Raw genomic sequence first — 25740 nt, forward strand, 5'->3', positions numbered from 1 at the left:
TTCTCGGGGGTGATGACGATGAGCTTCCGGCGAAGGAGCCATAAGACTATACTGGCTTAGAAGCCGAGGTGGGAGGTGATCGAATTGTGCTGATCACGTTAGAGGATAGGTTGTTGAGCGCCTCCTCTCGTCTGCCCAAGCTTCCCGATGCCGTCGTTGATCGTCTGACGAAGTGGGCGTGGGTGATCGCGTTGGCGGTTGGAGTGCTCGTTCTCTTGGACGCCTTTGATATTGTGAGCGCTGCGACGGCCTTTGGAGGATCTTGCACAGGAGTACTCCTCGGCTGTGTCGGTGGGTCTGCGCTCTCGAGCTTCTATGTGGCCGCGGCATTGACTGCCGCCTATGGAGTCATGTATCTGCGGAGTGTCCAGCCACTGCGAGAACTTCGGGAGCGAGGGTGGCGCATCGTCTTTCATGGTACCCTTGTCCAACTCGGAGCAGGGGTTGCGCTGACATTCTTCTTTGGCCTGAACGGTATTGCTCTCGTGGTGCTCGAAGTCGCCTGTGGATGGTATTTGCTCTTTGCGATCCGTCCTGCCTTCAGGTATTGAGCGTGGGTCGATTGAGCTTTGAGCGTGCCGTTCGCGATGGTTGTCTCGTGGTTATCGAGCCGATGGAGTCGGTGCTAAACTGCCAGACATGATGGATGATCGTGAAACGCAGGCAGTTGAGGAGACGCTCGTCGGAGTTGAGGAGACGCTGCGAACCCTCCATCAGGCATTCGATCTCCTGACGACGGAGATCGCCCAACTGCTCGATCCGAGGGATCGTGATCGTTAGATTCTTCGGGAACGCCAAGGCAGTCGCTGGTGCCGATACGATCGAGATTGAGGTCGAGTCCGGCACCGTCTCGCACTTTGTCGCCCAGCTTGGTGAACACTGTGGCGATGGGATGAAGGCGCTTCTCCCGTATTGTCGTCTGGCCCACGGCTCCGTGGTTCTTGACCCAGAGAGTGCCATGCCCACCACCGGTGAGGTTGTGGTGCTGCCCCCGGTCTCTGGTGGCTAGCGCTCTGCGGGTTGGTGACGACTGTCCGCGCGTTGGCCGAGCATATGCGTCGTGTGATCTGGTAGGGGAGAAACACCGAACCAGTACGACGTAGTGTTTTGTCAGCCTCGTTGCTGGTGATCGATCGTGATGGGTGTTCACAGAAACGTGCTGTCGTCGTAACACTCGATGATACCGACTGCTCCTTTGATCGATAGCGGCAGTAGTTCACGACGATTACACTGATAGTGCTATTCGTAAGGGGTTACGCCATGCCAAGAATGCACGACAACGTACTCGTCTGGGGGGAGATCGAAGATGCCACCATTGACCAGGCGGCACGCCTTTCCCGCATGCCCTTTGTCACGGGACACGTTGCGCTGATGCCCGATGCGCATGTAGGCATGGGTTCGACGATTGGAACCGTCTTTGGGACGCGCGGTGCCATTATTCCTGCAGCGATAGGGGTCGATATCGGGTGTGGCATGGTGGCACAGTTCCTGGGCGTGAAGGCAGACGAACTTCCCGATAATCTCAATGAGCTCCATCATGCGATTGCGCGCTCCATCCCGGCTGGCATGGGACAGGGGCATCGTGGTGATCATCGCGATGACACGACCAGGACCACGATCGAGCATCTGATCGCCGCGCGGTCCGATTGGAACGAACAGGATCAACGACGTGCCTACAGCCAGTTTGGGAGCCTCGGAAGTGGCAACCACTTCGTGGAGATCTGTCTTGATGAGAACGATGACGTCTGGGCAGTGCTTCACTCTGGATCGCGAGGTATCGGCAATGCTCTTGCCACCAAACACATTGAGTGTGCCAAGGGGCTGATGCGTCAGTACTTCATTGAACTTGAAGATCCTGATCTGGCCTACCTTGTGGAAGGTACTGACGAGTTCAACGCCTATATCGGGGATATGCGTTGGGCTCAGGAGTACGCCTTTGCGAACCGACAGGCAATGATTGATGAGGTGGTACGTCAGGTAGCTTGGTTCCTTGGACGCACCTTGCTGCCCGAACCAGCGATCAACTGTCACCACAATTACACGGTCATGGAGCACCATGGTGGGAAGGATGTCTGGCTGACGCGTAAGGGTGCCATCCGGGCGCGTAGTGGAGACTTGGGCGTTATCCCTGGTTCGATGGGGGCCAAGAGCTATATTGTCCGTGGTCGAGGTAGTGTAGCCAGCTATACGAGTTCATCCCATGGTGCTGGCAGGCGTCTGTCACGGATGGAGGCACGTCGGAGTCTCTCTGTTGATTCGTTGAATGCCGAGATGGCAGGTAAGACCTGGAACGCAGCCAGCGCCGAGGCGCTCTTAGATGAACACCCCGATGCCTATAAGCCGATCGCGGAGGTGATGGAGGCACAGACTGATCTCGTTGAGGTTGTTCATGAGCTGCGTCAGATCGTGAATTACAAAGGAGTCGAAGAAGTGAGAAGGAAGGGGCGAGCACGATAGGTCGTCGCGTTCTGGGACGGCCATGAGAAGATGCCAGATCGCGACGGGTGAGTTGAGCACAAAATCGAGAGACCGCCCAACTACCTGTTTGGGCGGCCTCTCTACTCTGATTCATGTTGACGTCTCGTTCTGGATGAGGCGATCAACCCAAAGGTTTTGGCTTAAATGGCGTCGGCGAGATCAGCCGGAGCTGCTTCTACGGACGACTCAGCATCCGAACAGACGGTGTCGATGATAAGACGGCAGACCGTATAGGGATCCATGTTGGCGTTTGGACGTCGATCCTCGAGCCACCCCTTGCCTGCCTTAGCGGCAGCCCACGGGATACGAATCGAGGCGGCACGGTTAGAGACGCCGTAGCTGAACTCGTCGTAGCGAGCGGTCTCATGTTTACCGGTGAGCCGACGCTCAATGCCGTCTCCGTAGTTGGCGATGTGCTCCTCGACTTTTCGGCCAAGCGCCTCACACCCCGCGATAATAGGATCGAAGTCGTTACGCATAGCCAGGGTGGAGAAGTTGGTGTGGGCACCGGCACCGTTCCAGTCGCCAGCGACGGGCTTGGCATCCCAGTTGACCTCGACCTCGAAGTCCTCAGCGATGCGCATGAGTAGCCAACGGGCAACCCAAAGCTCGTCACCGATCTCTGGTGGAGCGAGCGTGCCAATCTGGAACTCCCATTGGGCCATCATAACCTCGGCATTGGTGCCTTCGATATGGAGACCAGCCTCCATGCAGGCGAGCGTATGGGCCTCGATGATATCGCGGCCGACGATCTTCTGGCCGCCGACGCCGCAGTAGTAGGCTCCCTGCGGCGCAGGGAAGCCGTTGACTGGCCACCCCAATGGCCGGCCGTCCTTGAAGAAGGTGTACTCCTGTTCGATGCCGAACATCGGCTCCTGATCGGCAAAACGCTCTGCCGTCTGCACTAACGCCGAGCGTGTATTGGTGGGGTGTGGGGTGAAATCGGTGAGAAGAACCTCGCAGAGAACAAGGACATTATCTCCGCCGCGAATAGGGTCTTGACACTGGAAGACCGGTTGCAGGACGCAGTCAGAGTTCTCTCCAGGGGCCTGGTTGGTGCTGGAGCCGTCGAATCCCCAGATATCGGGTGCCTTGCCATCTTGGATAATACGAGTCTTATTTCGCATCAAAGGCGTCGGTTTTGTTCCATCAATCCAGATATATTCAGCCTGGTAACTCATGGTATTTTCGCTTTCGGTTTCAGGTGTGGCTGACACCGATAGAAGGAATCCAGCCGCACTCCAATTGCTTCATCTGTAAGAGTATGCGTTCTGGCTAGCGCGTGCGGGGAGTTATGTTAACTCACTGTAACGATTGGGTCTCTACTGTCCAATACCCTGGCGGTGCGGTGGGTGACGGACCATGTTTGCTTTGTCGTGGGGTGGTGGAGGTCGCAACCGGCTACGCATCCCATGATTGAACGCTGCCTGTCACGTGCGACGCTGCGGGCAATGGTCAACGTGTTCGTTGCCAGACATTGTGAAGGTCTGTACGAGATGGAGGCGCAGTCGCTGGACTAGTGGGCAGTAACGGTGGCAAGAAAGCAGTGGTGCCGGATCACGGCGTTCCCAAAGCGATGCTCGGTGCGGTAGTGCGTGGAGTCGATCCGTTGTTGCACAGGCTGATGTTTTGCTCGGCGTGTTGTTCCTGGGTGTAGAGTGGTGGCGTTGATCGATAAGGGGGTAGCAATGACTGAGGACGTGAAGCCAACCGAAAAGTCGAATAGACTTCGACAAAACTCGTTGAGCACCGCTGATATTCTTGGCGTCTCGCTGGCCGACACGGCGCCGGCGATGAGCTTCTTCTTCTCATTCGCTGCCATCGCGGCAGCGGCGGGCATTGCGAGTCCCTTGGCGATCATCGTCGCCGCCGTCGCCATTCTGCTGAAGCTCAACAGCCTGACTGAATTCACCAAGGTGTCTCCGAGCTCGGGCTCCTATATCTCCTACATCGGGAAGGCGTTCGGAGCGATTCCTGGGGTGATGACGGCGTGGGCACTCTCTGTTGGTTATATCGTCGCGGTTGGCTATGTCATGGCGATCATGGGCGGCTGGACCAGCCTGATCCTCCTGAAGTACCTCCATATCACCATCGCTTGGGAGCCCATCACGATTGTCTTCGTCGCGTTTGTGAGTTTTCTGGTCTATCGTGGCGTCAAAGTCAGCGCACGGTGGGCGACGATGGCCTTCGCGTTCGAGCTGTTGCTGATCATCGTCAGCATGGTAGCCATCGTCATCACCAACTCCTCGCATCTCAACTTTGCGAGCTTTGAGCCAAGCTTGATTCATAGGGGTATCTCGGGGTTGGGGCTTGCCTTCCCACTCGCGATGTTCCTCTTCATCGGCGTTGGCAACCCTGGTGCTATGGTGGAGGAGACTCGTAACGCCAGACGTGCAGTGCCACGGGCTATCTACATTGCGACGATTTCGGTGGCGATCATCTACGTTCTGATGGCGTGGACGACCTCGGTGGCCTTCCACAACAACGCCACGACCATCGGTGGTCTTTCGGCCCCATTCGTTACCGCCGCCGACAAGGCTCTTGGGCCGGTATCAATTCTGGTCTACCTTGCCGGTCTTACCAGCACTTTCTCTTCGCTGATCGGAGCAACGACCGCACAGACCCGCATCATCTTCAGTGCTGGGCGGGAGAAACTGCTGCCAAGCGCCCTCGGAAAGTTGAGTGACCGATACGGAACTCCTGTAATATCGCTGTTGGCCTACTCCTTGATCGCGTTGATTATCACGCTCCTGTGGGCGAGCCATGGTAATCCCCTGGACATCGCTGGCGATATCGCGACGCTTGGAACGATCCCCATCATCCTGGTCTATCTCGCGCTGAACGTTGCGTTGCCGGTCTACTTTCTCCGCGAGCATCGAGAGCTTTTCTCGGTGCTCCGACACCTCATCATTCCTGTTCTTGGTGTCATCGCGTTGGTGCTGCCGCTGTGGGGGTTGATCAAGCCTGGGCAACCCTATCCATTTGATATTTTCCCGTGGATTGTACTCGCCCTCTTAGTCGTCAGCTTTGTCTTTGCCGTGATCCGTAGACGTCAAATCCCGGATCTTGGGAAGAAGATTGGAAGTGTACTTGCCGATGACTTCGAGTAGCTAGTGAAAAGGCCTGACCGGATCGGGGTGAGCGTTCGTCAGGGTTTCGGTGCGCCGTTTGCAAGATAAGTGGATATCCTCGTGAGTTCCGATCCCGTTGCTGGGTGAACCGATCACCTCCATGGCTGACGCTCGCATCGCTGCTAAGGTTCGCCCAAGCAGCGTCGGTACCGGTATGGCTGAGTGAGCAGTATCCTTGGCGAAGAACTCTTGGCGCGGGTCTGTGATCGGGAAGCTTTGCCAGCGAGAACCGCGTGTTATCGAGATGCTGTTGTGATCGATAGCGAATCGCTATTACTGACATGGCCAGTGGCGCTCAAACCGCCGACGATGACTGCTGGCGATCGAGCGGTATCGAGACCCAGGCCGATACGTCATACGTCAGCGATGCATCGGCCCCTTGAGTTGGCCGCTCCCATGGAGGTGTGTGGTAGCGTACGAGAAGGTGGAGGTAATCGATGTCGAGTACACGTACATGGTTTGAATCGGTGGCGGAGGCGGAGCGTCGTGCTCGTCGGATACTCCCGCCCTCTGTCTTCGCAGCGATTCGCGCTGGTGCTGAGGCCGGGGTAACCGCATCCGAGAATGTCGCAGCGTTTTCTCGTCTTGCACTTCTGCCGACGGTAGCTGATCTACCGGCTGAGCGAGCGCTGGCTACGGTCGTCATGGGAACAGCGGTGAGCTTCCCCGTGCTTCTCTCGCCCACCGGTGTTCAAGCGGTGCACCCGGAGGGCGAGGTTGCCGTGGCACGCGCGGCGAACGAAGCGGACACCCTGATGGGGGTCTCTGCGTTCGCCTCCTCTCCCCTCGAAGCCGTTGCGGCGGTGACGGAGAAGTTTCTCTTTCAAACCTATTGGTCAGGATCTCGGTCGCTCTTGATGAGCCGACTCCAGCGCGCACGCGAGGCGGGTGCACGCGGCCTGATTGTGACTTTGGACTGGTGTTTTGACTTTCGACGTGATTGGGGAAGTCCGTGGATCCCCCAACGCCTCGACACAAAGGCCATCGTTAGGTATCTGCCGGAGCTCGTCAGGCGACCAGGCTACGTGCAGCGCTACCTCGCCGCAGGCGGTCCGCCGGATCTTGGGGTCCCTAACATGGCTGATCTTCGCGGTGAAGTTCCAGGATTCTTTGCTGCATTCGAGGAGTGGATGCGTACCCCTCCTCCGACGTGGGGTGATCTCGCTTGGCTGCGCGAACAATGGGATGGACCCTTCATGATCAAAGGGGTGACTCGGGTCCAAGACGCCTATCGGGCGCGAGATATTGGAGCGACCGCTATCTCGGTCTCCAACCATGGGGGGAACAACCTCGACTCGACCCCGGCTACGGTTCGTTGTCTGCCTCGCATTGTTGATGCCGTTGGTGATGACATCGAGGTGTTGCTCGATGGGGGTGTCCGACGAGGTTCCGACGTGGTAAAGGCGCTCGCGCTCGGCGCTCGCGCGGTGATGATTGGCCGCCCATATCTTTGGGGGCTCGCGGCGGGAGGTGCGCTTGGCGTTACCAATGTCCTCGAGATTCTTCGCGCCGGCGTCTCAGAGACGCTTTATGCCTTGGGCAAGGCATCGATTGCAGATCTCAATCCTGCGGATGTGCTCGTGCCAGATGACTTTGCCATCGGTGATCGCTAGGCAGATGCAGTATCTTGAGCCATCGTGGATAGAGGGCCATGGTATACACCTTCAGGATTGGTGTGCTGGAAGGAAACAGGGTGGGTTCATGAGGACTGTCTGCTAGTCGTGGGCGAGCAGGCGAGGGGAACGTTGGACGAACCAAGCGCCGATGAGAATGAGCGCAGCCCCGATGGGCTGGTACCAGATGAGGCGCTCCTCCAGAATGAAGGCTCCCGCGAGGGTGGAGAAAATGGGCATCACTAAGGGGGTGAGTGAGGCACCTAATGCTCCGACTTGGTGGATGAGTGCGTAGTTCAGGATATAAGCAACACCTGTTCCCATCACTCCCAAGAGGAGGATCGCGATGATCGATCGCGGATTGATCGCTTGGGTGCCGTGCCAGAACAGCGGTAGGACGATGAGAGCTTCAGCGGCAGCCATGAGCAGTTGCCCTCCAGCGAGGCCAAGACGAGCCTCATCGGTAATGGGGATGATCTTGCGGACAACGACGAAACCGACCCCGTAGGAGACGGCGGCCAACAGGCAAGCAGCACTGCCAAGCAGCGATCCTGACGCAATATTGCCACCCACGCCGAGCACGACCAGCACGCCAAGGAAGCCGAGGGCCAGTCCAAGGATACGCCGAGAGGAGGAGTGTTCGATTCCGGCGATGATCGCTACTGGGAACGTGACCAACGGTGTCATCGCATTGAGAAGGCCTGCCAAGATGGCGCTGATATGGGTCTCTCCGTAGCCAAAGAGCACATAAGGAATCGTGTTCGAGACGGCTGCTGCGATGGCGAGCCTCCACCAGAGACCGCGACCATGCGGGAATTGGAGCCCTCGAGCATGGACGATGACGAGGATAACGGCGGAGCCCAAGAGAGTGCGGAGGAGTGCAATCTCAATGGGTGAAAAGCTTTCGACTCCCACCTTGATGAAGATGAAGGAACAGCCCCAGATGAGCGAGAGGCAAAGAAGCGTGAGCGTGGCTCGAGTATTCACGTCGCTGGTGCTATCAACGTATCGACCAAACTTTCCTTACCCGAGAGTCGGAGCTAGCCCAGCCCTAGCTGACGCCACCAGCTTACCGGTAGGGCAGGCCTCATCATTCTGATATTGGCTGGCCTCTCCTTTGCAGGGATTGGCGTCTAGGCCATCAGGGGAGTGTGCATGCAAAGACACCAACTCCCCCTCGTAGATGAGGGGGAGTTGGTGTGTGCCTTGGGGATGTGGATTAAGGTCTGTGGGTCTTCAGTTGGTTGAGTCTCGACTGATTGGGTCTCGGCTGATTGGGTCTTGAGTTGGGAGAGCACGCTGGTGCTGCCATGGGGTTCCCATCCGTGGAAGCAGGTAACGGTCAAGTCCTAGCCACCCAGCGTTCCTCCAGGCCAGTACGATGCCGATGCCAAGGATGATAAAGACGGGGTTCGTTGAGACAGCACCGGAAAAGACATAGGTGAAGTTCAATGCAAGGCCAAAGAAGGCAGCGATTGCACTAAAGGCACCAAGAACCAAGGCGATCCCGATCACCAACTCTGCGATTGCATCGACGCGTGCTACCAACAGATAGTGTGGGAGCACCCCATGACGCAGTATCGTGACCCACCAGCCATAGGAGACCTGTGCATGGGGTCCCTTGGACTCAGCGATAGCACCAAGGGTAAAGCCCTTGACACCAAGGCCACTCCTCCAGAACGCCGCCGACTCTGCTCCCCAGAGCTTGGAGGCACCTGCGTTAATCCACTCATAGCCCAACCAGAGCCGTACGATCAGCCAGATCCATGAGGCGGCCTTGCTGGCAAAGAGCCAACGAGCCGCTCGTGGCTCCTCGATATTGGTGACATCGGCCGTCTTGGTTGGTGTCGTTGTCTGATGATGCATGAACTTGGTCATGATCACTCCTTCCACTCCCTGGCCCACCCGGGCTTCACCTACTCGTTTTAGGGATCGAACGGGGCAATACCCAGTGGCCTTGGACACAGCAAGGGCGGGACTTAGGGCCTTGGTGAGGAGTGGCGGAGAGCTATCCTTGCGTCTCTGCGAGACCTGCTCGGAAGGTTATGCCGTAGTAGGGTCGCTTGGGCGCTGGAGGAGTGCGACAAGGGAAGGTGCCGCGTGGCCGTGATCGGCGATGTCAGAGACCTTTGTGAGTGTTTCGATGGTGAACCCGTCAAAGGCCGACCGGATCTCGTCCTCATCGATGAGACGATCTCGGTCGGGTGGACCGGTCACGCCGAAGGAGTCGACATGATGACCGATGATATAGAGATGGCCACCAGGATTCACGATTTCACGCAGATGGGCGTAGAGATCGAGGCGCGCGGGACGTGGGGGGTGGATATTTGCAAGGATCACGAGGCCAAAGCGATGTGGGTGGGCGAGGTACGAGTACATGTCTTCGCAGACGGTCTCGATGGTCAGACCTTCATTCGCCGCAACGGTACGAAGTCGATCTAAGGCGACGTCAGCGAAGTCTACGGCGGTTACCTGGAAGCCCTCTCGAGCAAGGTAGAGAGCATTGCGACCCTCTCCGCAGCCAAGATCGAGTGCAGTTGTTGGCGCGATTGTAGCCATTGCCTCCTTGAGGGATGCGTCGGCGTCTGGAATCCAGAGCCGGTCGCTTTCACGGTAACGCTCGTTCCATTGGTCAGCTTCGCTCATATCCGCCTCCTTGTGATGGGTCCAGCATAACATTTGGATTGACAACCCTTCCTGGGTTGAAGAGTTCAATCAGCTGAGAGAGACGATGACGTTCGCTAGCCGATCGCATCAGGGGGAGAACCCCCTTCTTGAGGGTACCAATACCGTGTTCGGCACTGATGGTGCCACCGAGGTCAACCGCCGCCTGATAGATCGCTCGAGAGGATGTTTCGAGGGAATGATCATCGCCTACGAGGTTGATATGGAGGTTGCCGTCGCCGAGATGACCGAAGCAGACGCACTGAATGCGGGCATCCTGTGCTACCATTTGCGCCTGTCGGTAGAGGTCGCCGATGCGGTTGATTGGCACGGCGAGGTCGAGTTTGAGCGGTTTGCCAACCCTGGCCACCCACATTGCAATGTCTTCGCGCCAGGACCAGAGGCCATGAATCGCTTGTGTCGTGTCGGCGAGCACCCACTCTCGATCAAGGCTGAGATTGTCGAGGGTATCGACCAGTGAGGAGGTTGTTTCGAGAACCTCAATAAGGAGTGCGCCGCCAGCCCCACGCTCCCAGGGTGGATTGGACGGGCTGAGGGCAATCGCCTCAGGTCCGAGGTATTCGATGGCGTTTACCGATGCTAGCTTGCCACGGAGCAACGTGCTGATAGCCACGCCCTCGTCGATCGACTCCAAAGGGGTGATGGCGACCGAGCGATGTTGTGATGTTGCCTGCAAACGCAGAGTTACCGAGGTGATCACGCCAAAGATGCCCTCGGAACCGATAAGCAGACGTTGCAACGATGGGCCCGTCGCGTCTTTAAGCAGGGTGTCGCGGCGCTCGATTGTCGATCCATCGCCAAAAACACAGGAAAGGTTCACGACATTATCGGCCATTGGTCCGTAGCGTAGGACGTGGATCCCTCCTGCGTTGGTTGCCGTCATGCCACCAAGCGTCGCGGAGCCTCGAGAGGCGATGTCGACGCCAAAGCTGAATCCGTAACGGGCGATCTCTGACTGGAGCCGGGCGAGCGTTACGCCGGCTCCGACCGTCGCCGTCATCGACGCTGGATCGACGGCGATCGTGTCGAGGCGTTCGGTGGTGAGAAGAATCTCATGAGCAAGCGGAACGGATCCACCGGCAAGCGAGGTATTGCCTCCCTGTACGAGAAGGGTTGCACGGTGTTGACGTGCGGCCTGCACCAATTGAGCAACCTCATGGTGGGTACCGGGGCGCAGGAGTAGGTCAGTTGTGCCGATGACGCGACCAGTCCAGTCGTTGCAATACGGATCAATGATGTCCGGATCGGTCACGCAGACCCTGTCGGCGAAGGAGGTCGGCAGGTCGAGCGGTCGTGTCACGGGTTTACTCTAATGGAGACCGAGATTGCTTGTTGTCGCGACAGGGGTGCCGAGGCATTCGCAACCGCTTCTCAACCCAGGCGACACGAGGGTGCACCCTGTCCAGGAGCAGGAGAGCCCCAACGATGGGAGTCATTGCCTATCCCAGACGATAAAGAAAATTCCCGGTAGGTGCAAGCAAGAATTGCTATCTGCTATTGTAGATTGCGTGAAGGGTTCTCGAATTCGGATGGTGGTAGCGACGGGGATGAGTGCCCTGGTGCTGAGTGCGTGCGGTGCGTCAACGGGGGCGTCGCCTGTCTCACATCAGACAGCGAATGTCGCCTACGCTGGATCGTTGCAATTATTGAATGAAGGGACCATTGGACCTGCCTTTGCCAAGACCAGCGGATATGGTTATCTTGGGAGGGGTGCTGGATCTTTTGGTCTGGCTAAGGAGATCGTTGCTGGAGAGATTTCCCCGAATGTTTTTGAGAGCATCGGAGCTGCTCCGATCGCCGAACTCGAGCCGTCGAAGACTTCCTGGTATGTCTCCTTTGCCGCTTCTCCGATCGTGGTGGCTTATAACCCCCACACCTCCTATGCCCCGACTCTTAAAAAAATTAGCCAAGGAAAGCTTCCGATCTCCCGGCTCTTCGGCCTCCTCGACGCGAAAGGGTTCCTCCTCGGTCGCACCAACCCCAATACAGATCCCCAGGGTCAGGCCTTCTATGAGATGGTCGAACTCGCTGTCAGGCGCATGCATCTCCCATCGAGTCTCGTGACGGGGATCCTTGGCGCTCTCGACAACCCGGCCGAGGTCTTTTCGGAGACCTCACTTGAGGCACGATTAGAGGCTGGCCAACTCGATGCCGCGAGTGCATTTCAGTCACAGGCGATCCAACTCCACCTGCCCTACATTGCGTTGCCTGCCGCGATCAACTTCGGGAATCCGCGTCTTGCTAAGGACTATGCCAGCGCACGGCTCACCCTTACCGATGGTGCCGTCGTGCATGGAGTACCGTTGCTTGTTGATGCGACGGTACTGGGACATTACGACGCGCGTGCCGCTGACGCTTTTGTTCGGTACCAGCTTGAATCCTTGGGTCGGCGGGCATTCATCCACGCAGGTTACACCGTCTTTAAGCCCATCTTTGTGGGTGCCGATGTCCCACGATCTGTTCGGAATGCAGACTAACGTCCACCCGTCGATCCGACCTGCGACGTGGGCGTCGTGGCTCGCGGTTGCCTCCACCATCGTGATCTGGTTGGTTCTTGTTGGACCCCTCATCACCTTGGTGCTGAAGGTCTCACCATCCGAGATCGTGACGGCGCTGCGCCAACCAGGAGCCCTCTCACCCCTCGGAGTCTCTGTCGGCTCGGCGCTTATCGCCCTGTTGATCCTGGTATTGTTGGGTACGCCGCTCGCCTACACCTTGGCACGATCACCGAGGCGCGGAGTTCGTTGGTTAGAGGCAGGGATGTTGTTGATGTTGTTGATGCCCCCCCTGGTCATCGGGCTTCTTCTTGTCTTCATGCTGGGTCCGCTCACGCCGTTGGGTGGGTTGTTGGCACACGTCCATTTGTCCGCGACGAACACCTTCTTTGCCCTCATCGTTGCCGAGGTCTATGAGGCCGCGCCGTATTACGTGCTTGGAGCCCAGTCGACTTTTGTCGGTCTCGATCAGGGCATGCTTGACCAAGCCTCTCTCCTTGGTGACACTCCGAGACAGCGCTTTTTTCGGATCTCATTGCCGCTTTCGCTGCCACAACTCACCTCGAGTCTCGCCATCGCATGGGCGCGAGCGATCGGAGCGTTTGGTGCCGTCATCATCATCGCCTACCACCCGTATGGTCTGCCGATGCAGGTTTGGACGACACTCAACGAGGTAGGGCTGCAGAGGGCACTACCCTATGCGCTCGTGCTTTTGGTCGTCTCGTTGCCGTTCCCTTTGCTGGCATTTTTCTGGAGTCGGCGTGCTCGCCGTTGACTTTGCGATCACTCGACAGGAACAGACCATCGCATACTCCTTTGAGGCTAAACCCAGCCGAAGGCTGGGTATCTTTGGCCCCTCTGGCGCGGGGAAGACCACCGCAGTGGAGATTGCCGCTGGGCTTGCGATCCCGACGACGGGCCGTGTGACGCTCGGCGGACGTGTCCTGACCCAGCTGGGTGCGACTGGGCAACACGTTCTTGTGGCACCGCACGAGCGCCAGATCGGTCTCATCAGTCAACGTCCGCACCTGTTTCCCCATCTCAGCGTGCGTGACAATCTACTCTACGGCAAGGACCAGCACTCGCTGGTGCCATTGTTGCCGATGATCGAGCGGTTGGAGTTGGGGCCTCTGCTCTCCGCACGACCGCATCAGCTCTCGGGAGGCGAGGCACAACGTGTCGCCATCGCTCGTACCCTTGGACGATCTAACCGGGCGCTCTTACTCGACGAGCCCTTCCAGGGACTCGACGATCGCCTGCGCCAAGAGTTGCTTGTTTTGCTCGATGAACTGCTGAGTCCCCTTGAGATTCCGGTTGTGGTGGTGGCCCATGAATTGGAGCTTGTCGCCCAGTTTGCCGATGATCTCGTCGTTGTGGAACATGGCCGTTCCCTTGGATCAGGAGCGCTTGCTACGTTGTTGCGAGAGCCGTCGACCGTTGCGATGGCGAAGATACTTGGCTATACGAGTTTTGTCGCTATCGATGAGCTGTCTCGTATCGGGGTCCGTCCGGACCGTGTCATCGCTCAGGCGGATCCAGCCCGTGGGTGCGTGCTCCCAGTCTCAATTCTGTCCGCACGTGACGTCGGCACTGGCGTGCGTTATCGGCTACGACTCGCAGACCAGGAGCTCCTCGTGACCTTTGCCGATAACCGGCTCACCGAGAGCGATCAGCCAAGCGTGACGGTGTTGGATCCCCCGGTGTTTGGCAATGACGATCGATGTCTCGGGCGCTGGTCCTGCACCTCATCGGCTGGCGGCTATGGAAGGAGCGAACGATGAGAGGCGATCGGATGCGGCTTGCCCGCATTGGCTTGGGGCTTTCCCAACAGCAGTTGGCTGCTCAGGTCGGGGTGTCACGTCAAGCGATCGCCGCTATCGAGGCTGGTCTCTCTGATCCATCCCTGAAGTCGGCGATCGCATTGGCAAGGGCGCTGGGAGTAGGGGTGGAGGAGTTGTTCTCCGTAGCCGTGAGGTATCCCGAGGTGGTGGCGACCTCACTCGCACCAGAACTCACGGCCTCTCGAGCCGACTTTTCCTGGGTCAACGGTCGTGCCGTTGCGCTGCCACTTGCTGGCGATCACAGCCTCAATGTGGGCTTTGGGGCCGCTGGCGCGACCATCTCTTCGTCGACAGCGGGTTCCGCGGACTCGCCGTCTGGACAAGCGAGTCCGCGCCGTCTTGGTGACGTTGCCCTGAATCCGAATCGCGAGGTGCCACCTGCGCTGATTATCGCTGGCTGTGACCCAGCACTGGCGCTGCTGCCCAGTATTTTTGCCAACGTTGACCCGCGAATCGGGTGTCTCTGGTGGCCAGCGTCGAATGGAGAGGCGCTGGATCTCTTGCGTCGTGGCCTCATCCATGCAGCCGGATTCCATGTTGCTGATGGCGCACCCTATCCGAAGGTTGACGCTGAGCTGTTCCGATTCGCACGTTGGCGCGAGGGATTGGCCTATCGATCTGAGTCTCCAACGCCGGCGAAGATTGAACAGGGGCTGCGCCTTGCGAATCGGCAACCGGGCTCGGAGGCGCGTCACATGGTCGACGAAGTGCTCAGTGAGTTGGGCGTGTCGGGTGAAGCCGTGACTGGTTATGACTCTGCTCTCTCGGCCCACGCACTGGTTGGCAGTGCCATCGTGTCGCGGGTTGCGGATTTTGGTGTCACGATCGAGCCCGTGGCGCTCGAGTTTGGGCTCAACTTCCAGGCGCGAGCGACCGAAGATTTCGTCCTGGCGATCCCGGCGGGGCACATCTCGACGCCTGAGATCAGAGCACTCTTCCGAGCACTGACGAGCCAAGAGTTGCGATCCCAGCTAGGGGCGATTCGGGGCTATCTTGAGGTCGAGCGCAGTGGCGAGCCGATGGGCTGACGAGCGACAACTCCAAGACCTGATGCCGAGCTGTGGGTGTGTTCGCCCCTCGACTTTGTCTGTAGTTGATGGGTCGCTATGATGAAAGCATGGACGAGGCTATCGCAGCGAATCAACAGTGCATGATCAATCAACCCCCATCAGCGTCACGCTACGATGCTTTGGCGAGAAAGATTCTTCGTATCCCCGACGTTCGTCCTACGGTGCGCCGCGAGGAGGCCGCTGAGCGACTTTTTAGTCTGGCGATGGTTATCTCTGGACTGCGATGCACCTTGAGCTACGTTATTGTTCCGTTCATTCTCCCGGCTCTCGGGATCGGTGCTCTCGCTGGTTTTGGCCCCGAGATCGGCATCCCGATCGGTGTCGCTGCTCTCTTCTTCGATGTGAAGGGAATACGGCGTTTCTGGGTCGCGAACCATAAGTGGCGCTGGCAGATGAGTTTCATCTATCTAGCGGTGATCGGACTGGTGCTCTATCTCGTGATCGCTGATATCGTAGCGCTGCTCTAAGCCGCCCTTATCGACGGTGCCGATAGCCGCTGCTCTCGGTGGCACAGGAGTAACGAAGGCGATCGGTGGCCTCTGCAAAGCGCTGGACCTATGTTTGACAGGGCTGCGTGCAGATTGGATGGGATGGGTCGCTGGACCACCCTGAATAGGAGGGGGGATAGAGCTTGATGTCACGACCTAAGGCTCGGAACGCCAATACCAGCGTGCATGCGGTAACCCCCGACCCACAGTAGGCGACGATGACCCGGTCGCTGGCGAGGAGGGATTGTAGCTCTGGATCTGCAGTGACATCGATGGCAGCCTCGATCCTGTCGAGGATGCTCTGCCACGGGAACGACTGTGCACCTGGGATGTGGCCACCTACTCGGTCAATCGGCTCTTCGTTGCCGAGGTAGCGAGCCTGGGCGCGGGCATCGAGTAACAGATACTCGGAGGTTGCTGCCTCGATCTCTTCGGTGGTGGCGATACGTTCGGTTGGCCATTGCTCGAGTGATGGAACCCAGGGGGCAGCTGGGACTGGAAGGCAGGGTGTGGTACACAGGTCGGTGGCTGCCAACTGCTGGATCCCACCCCACAGAACATAGGCTTCGATGCCGAGCACATCGAGCATCCACCAGAGTCTGGCTGCGATCGAACCGCGAGCATCATCCATGACGAGTACCTTCGTCGTAGGTTGGATGCCGAGCGCCGCGAGGGAATAGGCAAATTGCTCTGGTGATGGGAGTGGATGGCGGCCAGCAGTCGCCTTGCCGGGCTGGGTGGCGACGGTATCCAGGTCGACGAAGATCGCACCAGGGTAGTGCCCTTCGAGATAGCTCGTGCGGCCATTGCGGCCGTCAAGATACCACCGAACGTCAAGCACAACCGGGTGGGAGAGACGTTTAATGTGGTCGTGTTCGATAAACGGTGCGCGATTCATAAGGTCACCTTAGGCTGAGCGAGGATCCAGCAGTTGTGCGATCCTCTCATCAGCTTAAAACCAAAATCGCCACACCGAGACAGACGATGATGGCGGCGACAGCCCTACGGCGCCCAAACCCTTCCTTAAGAAAAAACGCTCCCATCAGCGCTGCCACGATAACGCTCGTCTCTCGGAGGGCTGACACGACGCCCAAAGGGGCACGTTGTTGTGCCCACAGCACCGCGGCGTAGGCGAGGTAGGAGAGCGCACCAGCACCAAGGCCAAGGCTGAGCTTGGCGGTGATCATTGGGCGTTGCTGACGAATCCGCAAAAACGTGATCCCGAGTCCAAGTATCCCTCCTTCGAGGAGGAAGAGCAACCCTGCATAGGCAAATGAGGAATGCGCATGTCGTACGCCAAGGCCGTCGACCAAGCTGTACCCGCCGATGGCAAACCCGGTCGCGATGGAGAGCCAAAGCGTCTTGGAGGCATGAAACTCAGCAATAGAGGCGAGGGCTGCGGCGATGATGAGGATTCCGATCACCTCGCCGGTGCCGAGGCTCTCCCCCGCGAAGAGGAAGGCCCCGATCGTTACCAGGATCGGAGCAAGCCCGCGAGCGAGTGGGTAGACCTGGGAGAGATCGCCAAACCGGTAGGAGTTCAAGAGAAAAATGTTATAGGCGATGTGGATCAAGAATGAGACTAGGAGAAACGGTAGCGCCTCCTCGTTGGGGAGGCCGACGAACCCGAGGAAGACGACACCAATACCGGCCACGGTGAGATTGATCCAAGCAAAGGCAAGGCTGGCGTCGTCGATGTACTTTGCCAGCGCGTTCCAGGTGGCATGAGCGACAGAGGCAAGAAGCACGACCCCCAATACCCAGATCCCAATCGTGGTGGCCTCCTCGCCGAACGCATGAACAAGGTTAACAATACATGAACGAAAGTGTAATGGCAGGTAACAACGTCCCGTTGGGTTCCGCTGGTGACCAGAGGAACCCAACGAATGTGTGCATCTGCAACTATACTGGGGACATGTCTGTCACCTCTTCTAGTTCCATGCCGGTGCTCTATCTCAGTCATGGCGCGCCACCTCTGCTCGATGATACGCGTTGGATCGATGAACTTCGGGAGTGGCGAAGCCGTCTACCGACTCCGGAGTCAATTCTTGTGATCTCTGCGCACTGGGAGTCGAATCCTATCAGTCTGAGTTCCTCGGGATCCGTGCCGTTAGTCTATGACTTCTGGGGTTTTGAGGAGCGCTTCTACCAGCTGGAGTACCCTGCCCCTGGTTCAGCGTCGCTTGGAGCGTCTCTCGATCGCTTGCTTGCCAAAGCACACCAGCCAGTCGACCATGATGAACCGCGAGGGCTGGACCATGGTGCGTGGGTGCCGCTGATGGTCATGTTTCCCGAGGCGACGATTCCGGTGATGCAACTCTCATTGCCGACGCTGGATCCCGTCCAGTTGCTGGCATTGGGCAAGGCGCTTGCACCCCTGCGTGATGAGGGCGTCCTGATCATCGGTAGTGGATTCTTTACCCACAACCTCCGTGCGATGCGATGGGCCGCTGGGCCCGATGCGGATCCACCGTCATGGTCTCGGGAGTTTGATGAGTGGGGAGCGAACGCCCTCGCGAACGGTGAGGTCGGTCAGCTGCTCGATTTCGCACACGCGGCACCGGCGGCAGGTATCGCTCATCCTCGCACTGAGCACTTTGCACCGTTGTTTGTGACGCTGGGAGCCGGTGGTGATGACCCAATTGTCAACGAGGTTGAGGGCTTTTGGTTCGGTTTGGCGAAGCGTTCCATCTCGATGGGAGCGTAAGTGAACTGCCGCTGATAGCTGGGAATAAAGTGGGTAACAAAAGTAGTTGCAGGTTGCAAGCAACTAACAGCTAGGCTGTGGTAGCAAAACAGTAGCTGTTGCCGAAGGTTCACCTTCGTTGGCGGCTGATGGTTGGTCTGAGGAACCGTCTCTTTGCCTGGGGGTGGGTGAGTGACACGAGGAAGCAGTGTGGCAGCTCTGCATGGCAGATAGTCACAACAACAATCGAAGAGTATTAAGGAGAAACAAATGGCGGCAACGTTGGAGGGAAAGTCCTCCTTTCGGCAGCGAAGCGCTGCGATGCGAGATAACCCAAAGTACAAGTGGCTAGTCCTGTCGAACACCACGCTTGGGGTGTTGATGGTTATGATCGACTCGTCGATCGCGCTCATCTCCTTGCCAGAGATCTTCAACGGCATCCACCTCGACCCGTTGGCCCCCGGCAACACCTCCTACTTCCTTTGGGTCCTCATGGGTTACCTGGTCGTCACGGCGGTGATGGTGGTTAACTTTGGCCGACTTGGCGATATGTTTGGTCGCTCTCGTATGTACAACATGGGTTTTGCGATCTTTACCTTCTTCTCGATCATGCTCTCCATTACCTGGATGCATGGAAGTGCTGGCGCCCTGTGGCTGATCGCGATGCGTATCTTCCAAGGTTTGGGTGGGGCATTGCTCTTTGCCAACTCAGCGGCGCTCTTGACCGATGTATTTCCTGCGAACCAACGCGGTCTTGCTCTTGGCATCAACAACGTAACCGCCATCGCTGGTTCCTTCATCGGACTGATCCTCGGTGGCATTCTGGCACCGATCTCGTGGAGGTTGATCTTCCTCGTTTCGGTGCCGGTCGGCATCGCTGGTACGATCTGGGCCTACATGGTGCTCCACGACACCGGTATTCGGATCAAGGCCAAGATCGACTGGTTCGGTAACTTCCTCTTTGCCGCTGGGCTGATCTCAGTCTTGGTGGGCATTACCTATGGAATCCAGCCCTACGGTGACCACACCATGGGTTGGACGAACCCTGGCGTCATTGCCGCGATCTTTGGAGGACTTGCTACCCTGGGCGTCTTTATCTGGCTCGAACTACGCCTCGACGAGCCCATGATCAACGTGCGACTCTTCAAAATTCGAGCCTTTACGGCCGGGAACCTGGCGAGTCTCCTGGCTTCTCTAGGCCGGGGTGGGATGATGTTTATCCTCATCATTTGGCTTCAAGGTATTTGGTTGCCGACCCATGGATTCAGTTACTCGCAAACACCGTTGTGGGCGGGCATCTACCTTGTGCCCTTGACCATCGGATTCCTCGTCGCTGGACCAGTATCTGGTTATTTCTCAGATCGCTACGGCGCACGGCCTTTCGCGACCGGAGGTATGATTATCGCGGCGGGCTCCTTTATCGGGTTGATCTTTCTCCCGGTGGACTTCTCCTACATGGACTTTGCGATTCTGCTAGCGATCAACGGGTTGGCGATGGGACTTTTCGCCTCACCAAACCGCGCTGGGATCATGAATAGCTTGCCAGCAAATCAACGCGGAGTTGGTTCCGGCATGAGTGCGACCTTTATGAACTCGGCGATGGTGCTCTCGATCGGTGTCTTCTTCAGCCTCATGATCTTTGGGTTGCGTTCGCACCTCTCGAGTGCCCTCTTGTCCGGGTTGACCAAGCAGCATGTGCCGGTCGCTTTGGCGAAACAGGTGGCCTCGCTGCCACCGGTGAGCACGCTGTTTGCGGCCTTCTTGGGTTACAACCCGATGTCAAAGCTGCTGGGGTCCAAGCTTCTTAGCACCCTGCCAGTGGCCAATGCCCATTATCTCATCGGTCGTTCCTTCTTCCCTAGCCTTATCTCCCCAGCCTTTGGTCATGGGCTCTCAGAGGCCTTCACTTTTGCTGCGATTGCCTGTTTGATCGCCGCTGGGGCGTCGTGGATGCGTGGTGGTAAGTACAACGCAACCGATGCCGAAGAGGCGATGGAACACCTTCATGAAGAGCACGCAGCCCATGCAGCCGCCGATCACCGTGTGATTGAGTCTGTCGCTGGTGCCGATGACTCGGTGAAGCCCGAAGAGATCAAATCCACCTTCTCTGACTGACGTACGTGTTACTGTCTTGAGCAAGAGGAGGAGCCCTTTATGGGTTCCTCCTCTTGCTTTTCCCTAGAGGGAGATATGGTGCGCTGTGGATTGCTTTGAGTATGACAGTTGTCATCAGGAACTCATGCCAGCACACACCATCGGCTAGACGGGGTGCTTGCTAGTGTAACTGTCATGAAAACGATGACAGACACCCCTTCCATTGTGTTGAAAGGGGTAACCAAGGCCTTTGGCCCCGTTCTCGCTGTCCGTGGCGTGGATCTTCTCATTCAACCAGGCGAGACTGTCGCGCTGCTGGGTCCAAATGGGGCCGGCAAGACGACCACGCTCGACATGGTGCTCGGGCTCGTGCACCCCGATCAGGGAGAGGCCGAGCTCTTTGGGATGTCCCCAGCCAAGGCTATCGCGGCTGGCTTAGTGGGAGGCATGCTCCAAACAGGGACCCCACTTGATCACCTACGGGTGCGTGAATTGATCGAGTTGATGGCGTCGTTCTATCCCCATCCACGCAATCTCGATGAGGTCATGGAGCGAACTGGGTGCGATCAATTCCAGCGACAGCTCACCACCGGACTGTCAGGTGGCCAGGCGCAACGGGTACGTTTCGCGGCCGCCTTGGTTGGGGATCCCGAGCTTCTCATCTTGGACGAGCCCACCGCCGCGATCGACGTCGAAGGGAGGCGGGAGTTCTGGCGGGCCATGCGTGAGGTGGTCGAGGATCGAAAGACGGTGGTGTTTGCGACCCATTACCTCGAGGAGGCTGATGCCTTTGCGGATCGGGTAGTGCTCATGGCCAATGGGTTGATTGTCGCCGATGGGACTCCTAACCAGATCAAGGCCAAGGTGGGGTCAAGGATGATTCGAGCTACCCTGCCCGATGTTGACGTTCGCTGCCTGGGGGCCTTCGACGGGGTAGTGAACGTCGAGCGGCACGGCCCCACCGTGATTCTGACCTGCTCTGATTCGGATCGGGTGCTCTATGCCCTCCTTGGTGCCTATCCAGGGCTGACTGATATTGAGGTCACCGGCGGCAGTCTCGAACAGGCCTTTGTTGAGTTAACACGAGAGGGAGAAGATTGATGGGTTTACTCTATGTTCGCTATGAGCTGTTACGCACGCTACGTAACCGCAGGTTTGTGATCTTCTCCTTCGTCTTCCCACTGGTTTTGTACGTCGCCTTCACATCGGCCGATCGCCATGACAAGCTCGGAGGGGTCCCGTTTCCGTTGTACTACATGATCGCGATGGCAGGCTTTGGCGCCCTTATTGCAGCGATCTCGATTGGACCGAGGATCTCCGTAGAACGGCAGACGGGTTGGACCCGGCAGATGCGGCTGACTCCGTTGCCGACCTGGTACTACTTTGCTGCAAAAATCCTGGCCGGTTACATGATTGCGATTCTCACCCTCATCGTCATGTATCTCGCTGGTAGCGCCTTTGGCGTTCATCTCACGATGGTCCACTGGTTGATCATGACCGGGCTGTTTCTCGTCGGTTTGTTGCCCTTCACCGTGATCGGTGTCATGATCGGTCACCTTCTCAAACCGGACTCGATGGGTCCAGTCACTGGCGGCGTCTCCACGCTCTTTCTTCTGATCGGTGGAGGGTTTGGCAACATTGGTGGCGATGGATTGATTCACAAGATCTTTGAGCTGATACCCTCCTATTGGTTGATTCGGGCAGGTGCAGTCTCGCTTGGAGGATCTCCATGGACGCTTGAGGGGTGGCTCGTAGTGACCATCTGGACGGTAGCCTTTGTTCTGCTGGCTCGGCTCGTCTATGTCCGCGACACTTCGCGAGTCTGATGCAGCCATCGGGGAAGGTGGACGTTGGATGGGCCAAGGTTGGTGTGATGAGGTAACTGAAGGCGGGAACGTGCCCTTGACGTGGGTCAGGGTCGCACTTCCCCTTCTCTTTCTCGCCTACTGCGCACAGGTGGCCGGTGGCGTCCTGAGCTTTGGCCATGGAGCAGGGCTATTGGTCGGGCTTGGAGTTCTCGTCCTCTTTGGTGGTCTCTATATTGTGCTGGTATTCACCGGGATCACGGCTCGCCCCTTACTCTTTGTCTCGGTCATCGGCATTATGGGCCTCTGTTTCCTGATTGAGTTACCAATTGCCCGCGATGATGCGCTGATCATGCCGCTTTTTATTCTCGCCCCCATTATCGGGAGGCTAAAGACAAAGGCATGGCCGTTCATCGTTCTTGCGATTCTGGTGTCCTATCTCTTGCCGTTCGCTGAGCCAGGGTGGAGGGTAGCAGGGAGTCTATCGATGCCGCTCACGATCCTCCTGGCGAGTCTGGTCGTTCTCGCGTTTTCGCAACTCGTTCGCACCAATTATCTGCTGGTTGAGACTCGCGATGAACTCGATCGGGTAGTTCGTGAGAGCGAGCGTCTTAGGATTGCGCGCGACTTACATGACGTGCTCGGACACTCTCTCACCTCGATCACCATCAAAGCTGAACTCGCCACCAAGATCTTTGATCGAGATCCGGCGCAGGCTCGTATCGAAATCCACCAGGTCGAGACGCTTGCTCGACAAGCGCTGGCAGAGGTGAGGGCGACGGTGGCGGGGTATCGAGGCAGGTCGCTTGCTGGAGAGCTGGAAGCTGCAAGAGCACTACTCTCCAGCGCAGGTGTGGAGCTCACGGTCGAACACGCTGGTGCCGAGCTCTCCCCCGGGGTCGAGGAGTTATTCGGTTGGGTGATCCGTGAGTCAGTCACCAATGTGGTTCGGCATGCGCGTGCTACCAACTGTACCATCGAGCTGCGGTCGGCCTCGATGCGTGTGCGAGACAATGGATGCGGGGGTGAGGTCCACTTTGGCAATGGACTTGCAGGTCTCGCCGAACGAGTCGCCCGTGTGGGAGGATCGCTAGAGGTAGGTCCCAAGCACCCGCTCGGTTGGGAGGTCAAACTCGTGGTGCCGGAACGGAGTCGATGGTGATCGACATTCTTCTTGCAGACGATCAAGAGCTCGTGAGAACCGCATTGGCAACCCTCCTTGAACTTGAGGATGATTTCCACGTCGTCGCTGCCGTTGGTCGCGGCGATGAGGCGGTCATCGCCGTCGAGCGGACGCGGCCGATGATCGCGCTCTTGGATATTGAGATGCCTGGATTGGATGGCATCTCTGCTGCTATTGAAATACACCGGCGCTACCCTGCCTGTCGAATTATTATCCTCACCACCTTCGGCCGACCGGGATATCTCCGACGGGCAATGGAGTCGGGTGCCTCAGGTTTTGTCGTCAAGGACGCTCCGGCAGCAACGTTGGCCGCGACGATTCGCTCGGTGGCCCAGGGGCACACCGTTGTCGATCCGGTGTTAGCGGGCGAGGCCTTATCGATTGGCCAATCTCCACTCTCTCCGCGCGAGAGTGAAGTTCTGGCTGCCTGTCGCTACGGGGCATCGGTCGCCGAGGTGGCTGCCCGTTTGTATCTCTCTGAGGGGACCGTGCGCAACTATCTCTCCTCGGCGATCGCAAAAACTGGAACCCGCAACCGTGCGAGTGCACTGCTGCGAGCCGAGGAGCTTGGTTGGCTCTCTTCGTCACCTTGAGGAGGGTTTGTCGTCTTTTCAGCATCGTGTGATGCTGCAACCGCCCGCAATGCTTTCGAATCATGGAGTGACCTATAGCACCAGGTTCTAGCGACCGTTCAGACCTCGGCGCGAGCATGCGCCGGAGGATCCTGCCCGTCGCTCCTTGCCCATGGCGTGTGCCTCAAGGGAGTCTCCTAGGAAGGCTTGTGAGAAGCCGGATGGGACCACTATCAGCCGCTTCGAATCGGGTTCTTGCTGTTCGTATCCGGCGCCGCCACCGCTTCGATGCACGCTTGCGGTGGCTCAGGAAGCGCGCGAACCAATGCCCCGAAACCATCGGGGTACCTGCTCACAGTATTGGGCATACTCGTCACCAAAGCGGGAGGCGAGGTAGATCTCTTCCCCCGCGATCACCTTCTGGACCAAGAGAGCGAGAGACACTGGGACCAAGCCCACCGTGGCCAGGGAACGGCGCACAAGGCCTACTCCGAGTTGGTTGAGGAGCATGCCAAGGTAGATCGGATTCCTGCTCCATCGGAAGACGCCACTTTGGTTCAACCGTTGGACTGGAGTTCGTGGATCTGGAGAGTTCCCACAGCGCAGCATAGCAAAAGCGGCCGAGGCCATCAACGATCCGCCAAGGATCGACACTGTATACCCGATGATACGAAGGAACGGTGAGGGTGATCGTTTCACACCGACGAGACGATCGATGATCACGCCGGTTATGGTCGCACCGAGCACGATGAGCGGTGGAGGGATGGGCGGGGCGCTAGTGTCCTTATGGTGAGATACTTGCATGGATCCACTCTAGAAGATCGTTCCTTAGGAGCGTATTGATGGGCCTGGGCATGGAGCGGTTTGTGTGCGAACGATGTCCACTGGACCAAGGTAGGCCTCTGCCTTCGTAGGACTTCTGACAGATTGAGAACGGCACCGATACGCCCTCTCGAGCGCAAGGAGAAATGTGGTTACTACCCTCTTACAGTCTCTGTCGGTCGAGTTCGATTCCTTCACTGATCGTACAATGAGCTACGATGATTGAGGTTTTGCGCACCTGCGGCCGTAAAGCAGCGCCTCCCCGCCGGCTTCTCTGGATCTCTCAACGCAGGCCCTGATCCCGTGAGTTATCGCTCACCTCCCAACTATGCGATGACCATATCGGTGGAAGGCCCCTTGGAGAACGGAACGGCAGCCATCCAGCGTTCGATCAACCAATCGTCGCTGCGGTGACTGGCGTAGTTGAGGGTCCGGGAGAAGTTGCCATCGCCGGGTAGGTCGGTGCTCCGCCAAAGGAATAGACCGCGCCGTTGGCACCAAAGACCCAATAGCCCGCACCATAGGGAGTCGCCGCGATACCGACGATGGACGCAGGCGGCATCGGCGCACCTGGCATAAGCGGCGATCCCGGATGCCCAGGATTCGGCATCGTCGCCGCTACCTGACCATAGAACTTCGCGCTGCCAAAGTTGTAAACCTTACCGGTAGAGGAGACGAGCCAGTAACCATGCCCCCCCGGAGTCGCCGCGATACCGACGATGGACGCAGGCGGCATCGGCGCACCTGGCATAAGCGGCGATCCCGGATGCCCAGGAT

General features: G+C 58.0%; 25 protein-coding genes and 1 pseudogene. 17 read left to right on the forward strand and 9 right to left on the reverse strand.

From position 1 onward, the window contains the following. Positions 1-68: 68 nt before the first annotated feature. From M7Q83_RS09160 to M7Q83_RS09175, 4 genes are all read left to right on the forward strand, one after another. Positions 69-551, forward strand: coding sequence for a hypothetical protein (locus tag M7Q83_RS09160; RefSeq protein WP_298337789.1), 483 nt, complete (start codon positions 69-71; stop codon positions 549-551). A 91-nt stretch (positions 552-642) separates the two neighbouring features. Beyond that, entirely contained in the window at positions 643-780 is a 138-nt protein-coding gene (locus tag M7Q83_RS09165) for a hypothetical protein (RefSeq protein WP_298337792.1), read from the forward strand. Next, on the forward strand, positions 770-1009 hold the full coding sequence (locus M7Q83_RS09170; RefSeq protein WP_298337795.1) for a MoaD/ThiS family protein: 240 nt from the start codon (positions 770-772) through the stop codon (positions 1007-1009). The genes M7Q83_RS09165 and M7Q83_RS09170 overlap by 11 nt, the downstream gene beginning before the upstream one ends. A 251-nt stretch (positions 1010-1260) precedes the next feature. After that, positions 1261-2457 carry an RtcB family protein gene (locus M7Q83_RS09175; RefSeq protein WP_298337797.1) on the forward strand — a complete coding sequence of 399 codons (1197 nt, stop codon included), beginning with the start codon at positions 1261-1263 and terminating at the stop codon, positions 2455-2457. Positions 2458-2618: 161 nt separating this feature from the next. Here M7Q83_RS09175 and glnII read toward each other — a convergent pair whose 3' ends face one another. Continuing rightward, positions 2619-3659, reverse strand: a complete 1041-nt coding sequence (gene glnII, locus M7Q83_RS09180) for a glutamine synthetase GlnII (protein ID WP_298337800.1) — start codon at positions 3657-3659, stop codon at positions 2619-2621. Between the two features lie 507 nt (positions 3660-4166). Between glnII and M7Q83_RS09185 the strand changes: the two genes are divergently transcribed. Together M7Q83_RS09185 and mftD are read left to right on the forward strand one after the other, a co-directional pair. Then, entirely contained in the window at positions 4167-5588 is a 1422-nt protein-coding gene (locus M7Q83_RS09185) for an APC family permease (protein WP_298337803.1), read from the forward strand. A 458-nt stretch (positions 5589-6046) separates the two neighbouring features. Next, the gene (gene mftD, locus M7Q83_RS09190; RefSeq protein ID WP_298337806.1) at positions 6047-7222 is read left to right on the forward strand and encodes a pre-mycofactocin synthase MftD; all 1176 of its coding nucleotides are present in this window, start codon (positions 6047-6049) and stop codon (positions 7220-7222) included. Between the two features lie 102 nt (positions 7223-7324). On the opposite strand, the gene M7Q83_RS09195 is transcribed toward mftD, so the two are convergent. From M7Q83_RS09195 to M7Q83_RS09210, 4 genes are all read right to left on the reverse strand, one after another. After that, entirely contained in the window at positions 7325-8209 is an 885-nt protein-coding gene (locus tag M7Q83_RS09195) for a DMT family transporter (RefSeq protein ID WP_298337810.1), read from the reverse strand. Between the two features lie 249 nt (positions 8210-8458). Beyond that, positions 8459-9100: a DoxX family protein gene (locus M7Q83_RS09200; RefSeq protein ID WP_298337813.1), complete on the reverse strand. Its 642-nt coding sequence runs from the start codon at positions 9098-9100 to the stop codon at positions 8459-8461. Positions 9101-9265: 165 nt separating this feature from the next. Then, positions 9266-9868: a class I SAM-dependent methyltransferase gene (locus M7Q83_RS09205; RefSeq protein WP_298337816.1), complete on the reverse strand. Its 603-nt coding sequence runs from the start codon at positions 9866-9868 to the stop codon at positions 9266-9268. After that, positions 9855-11207, reverse strand: coding sequence for an FAD-binding oxidoreductase (locus M7Q83_RS09210; protein WP_298337819.1), 1353 nt, complete (start codon positions 11205-11207; stop codon positions 9855-9857). Before M7Q83_RS09210 ends, M7Q83_RS09205 begins: the two co-directional genes overlap by 14 nt. A gap of 208 nt (positions 11208-11415) precedes the next feature. Between M7Q83_RS09210 and M7Q83_RS09215 the strand changes: the two genes are divergently transcribed. The 5 genes from M7Q83_RS09215 to M7Q83_RS09235 all read left to right on the forward strand — a co-directional run bounded on the left by M7Q83_RS09215 (position 11416) and on the right by M7Q83_RS09235 (position 15780). Then, positions 11416-12384 (forward strand): extracellular solute-binding protein, encoded by a 969-nt coding sequence (locus M7Q83_RS09215; protein ID WP_298337822.1) that lies wholly within the window; start codon positions 11416-11418, stop codon positions 12382-12384. After that, positions 12374-13177 carry an ABC transporter permease subunit gene (locus tag M7Q83_RS09220; protein ID WP_298337825.1) on the forward strand — a complete coding sequence of 268 codons (804 nt, stop codon included), beginning with the start codon at positions 12374-12376 and terminating at the stop codon, positions 13175-13177. The genes M7Q83_RS09215 and M7Q83_RS09220 overlap by 11 nt, the downstream gene beginning before the upstream one ends. Beyond that, positions 13164-14183, forward strand: coding sequence for an ATP-binding cassette domain-containing protein (locus M7Q83_RS09225; protein ID WP_298337828.1), 1020 nt, complete (start codon positions 13164-13166; stop codon positions 14181-14183). Before M7Q83_RS09220 ends, M7Q83_RS09225 begins: the two co-directional genes overlap by 14 nt. After that, the gene (locus M7Q83_RS09230) at positions 14180-15271 is read left to right on the forward strand and encodes a substrate-binding domain-containing protein (RefSeq protein ID WP_298337833.1); all 1092 of its coding nucleotides are present in this window, start codon (positions 14180-14182) and stop codon (positions 15269-15271) included. Before M7Q83_RS09225 ends, M7Q83_RS09230 begins: the two co-directional genes overlap by 4 nt. A gap of 89 nt (positions 15272-15360) precedes the next feature. Further along, complete coding sequence (locus M7Q83_RS09235; protein ID WP_298337836.1) at positions 15361-15780, forward strand: hypothetical protein; 420 nt, start codon at positions 15361-15363, stop codon at positions 15778-15780. Positions 15781-15868: 88 nt separating this feature from the next. Here M7Q83_RS09235 and M7Q83_RS09240 read toward each other — a convergent pair whose 3' ends face one another. Beyond that, positions 15869-16699, reverse strand: a complete 831-nt coding sequence (locus M7Q83_RS09240; RefSeq protein ID WP_298337838.1) for a rhodanese-like domain-containing protein — start codon at positions 16697-16699, stop codon at positions 15869-15871. A gap of 49 nt (positions 16700-16748) precedes the next feature. Beyond that, positions 16749-17549: a DMT family transporter gene (locus M7Q83_RS09245; protein ID WP_298337877.1), complete on the reverse strand. Its 801-nt coding sequence runs from the start codon at positions 17547-17549 to the stop codon at positions 16749-16751. Between the two features lie 191 nt (positions 17550-17740). Here M7Q83_RS09245 and M7Q83_RS09250 point away from each other — a divergent pair, with 191 nt between their 5' ends. The 6 genes from M7Q83_RS09250 to M7Q83_RS09275 all read left to right on the forward strand — a co-directional run bounded on the left by M7Q83_RS09250 (position 17741) and on the right by M7Q83_RS09275 (position 24162). Further along, positions 17741-18508 (forward strand): class III extradiol ring-cleavage dioxygenase, encoded by a 768-nt coding sequence (locus M7Q83_RS09250; RefSeq protein ID WP_366526394.1) that lies wholly within the window; start codon positions 17741-17743, stop codon positions 18506-18508. A gap of 300 nt (positions 18509-18808) precedes the next feature. Next, positions 18809-20602 carry an MFS transporter gene (locus M7Q83_RS09255; protein ID WP_366526395.1) on the forward strand — a complete coding sequence of 598 codons (1794 nt, stop codon included), beginning with the start codon at positions 18809-18811 and terminating at the stop codon, positions 20600-20602. A 174-nt stretch (positions 20603-20776) separates the two neighbouring features. Further along, positions 20777-21682, forward strand: a complete 906-nt coding sequence (locus M7Q83_RS09260; RefSeq protein ID WP_298337844.1) for an ABC transporter ATP-binding protein — start codon at positions 20777-20779, stop codon at positions 21680-21682. Beyond that, positions 21682-22407, forward strand: a complete 726-nt coding sequence (locus M7Q83_RS09265) for an ABC transporter permease (RefSeq protein WP_298337846.1) — start codon at positions 21682-21684, stop codon at positions 22405-22407. Before M7Q83_RS09260 ends, M7Q83_RS09265 begins: the two co-directional genes overlap by 1 nt. Before the next feature lie 70 nt (positions 22408-22477). Beyond that, positions 22478-23548 (forward strand): histidine kinase, encoded by a 1071-nt coding sequence (locus M7Q83_RS09270; RefSeq protein WP_298337848.1) that lies wholly within the window; start codon positions 22478-22480, stop codon positions 23546-23548. Next, complete coding sequence (locus M7Q83_RS09275; RefSeq protein WP_366526393.1) at positions 23542-24162, forward strand: response regulator transcription factor; 621 nt, start codon at positions 23542-23544, stop codon at positions 24160-24162. Before M7Q83_RS09270 ends, M7Q83_RS09275 begins: the two co-directional genes overlap by 7 nt. 285 nt (positions 24163-24447) lie before the next feature. On the opposite strand, the gene M7Q83_RS09280 is transcribed toward M7Q83_RS09275, so the two are convergent. Together M7Q83_RS09280 and M7Q83_RS09285 are read right to left on the reverse strand one after the other, a co-directional pair. Further along, a complete protein-coding gene (locus tag M7Q83_RS09280; protein ID WP_298337852.1) occupies positions 24448-24945 on the reverse strand; it encodes an isoprenylcysteine carboxylmethyltransferase family protein in 498 nt (165 codons plus the stop codon). A 409-nt stretch (positions 24946-25354) separates the two neighbouring features. Then, positions 25355-25740, reverse strand: a pseudogene (locus tag M7Q83_RS09285) (hypothetical protein); the annotation flags it as partial.

It is taken from the genome of Ferrimicrobium sp., from assembly GCF_027364955.1.
Lineage (GTDB): Bacteria > Actinomycetota > Acidimicrobiia > Acidimicrobiales > Acidimicrobiaceae > Ferrimicrobium.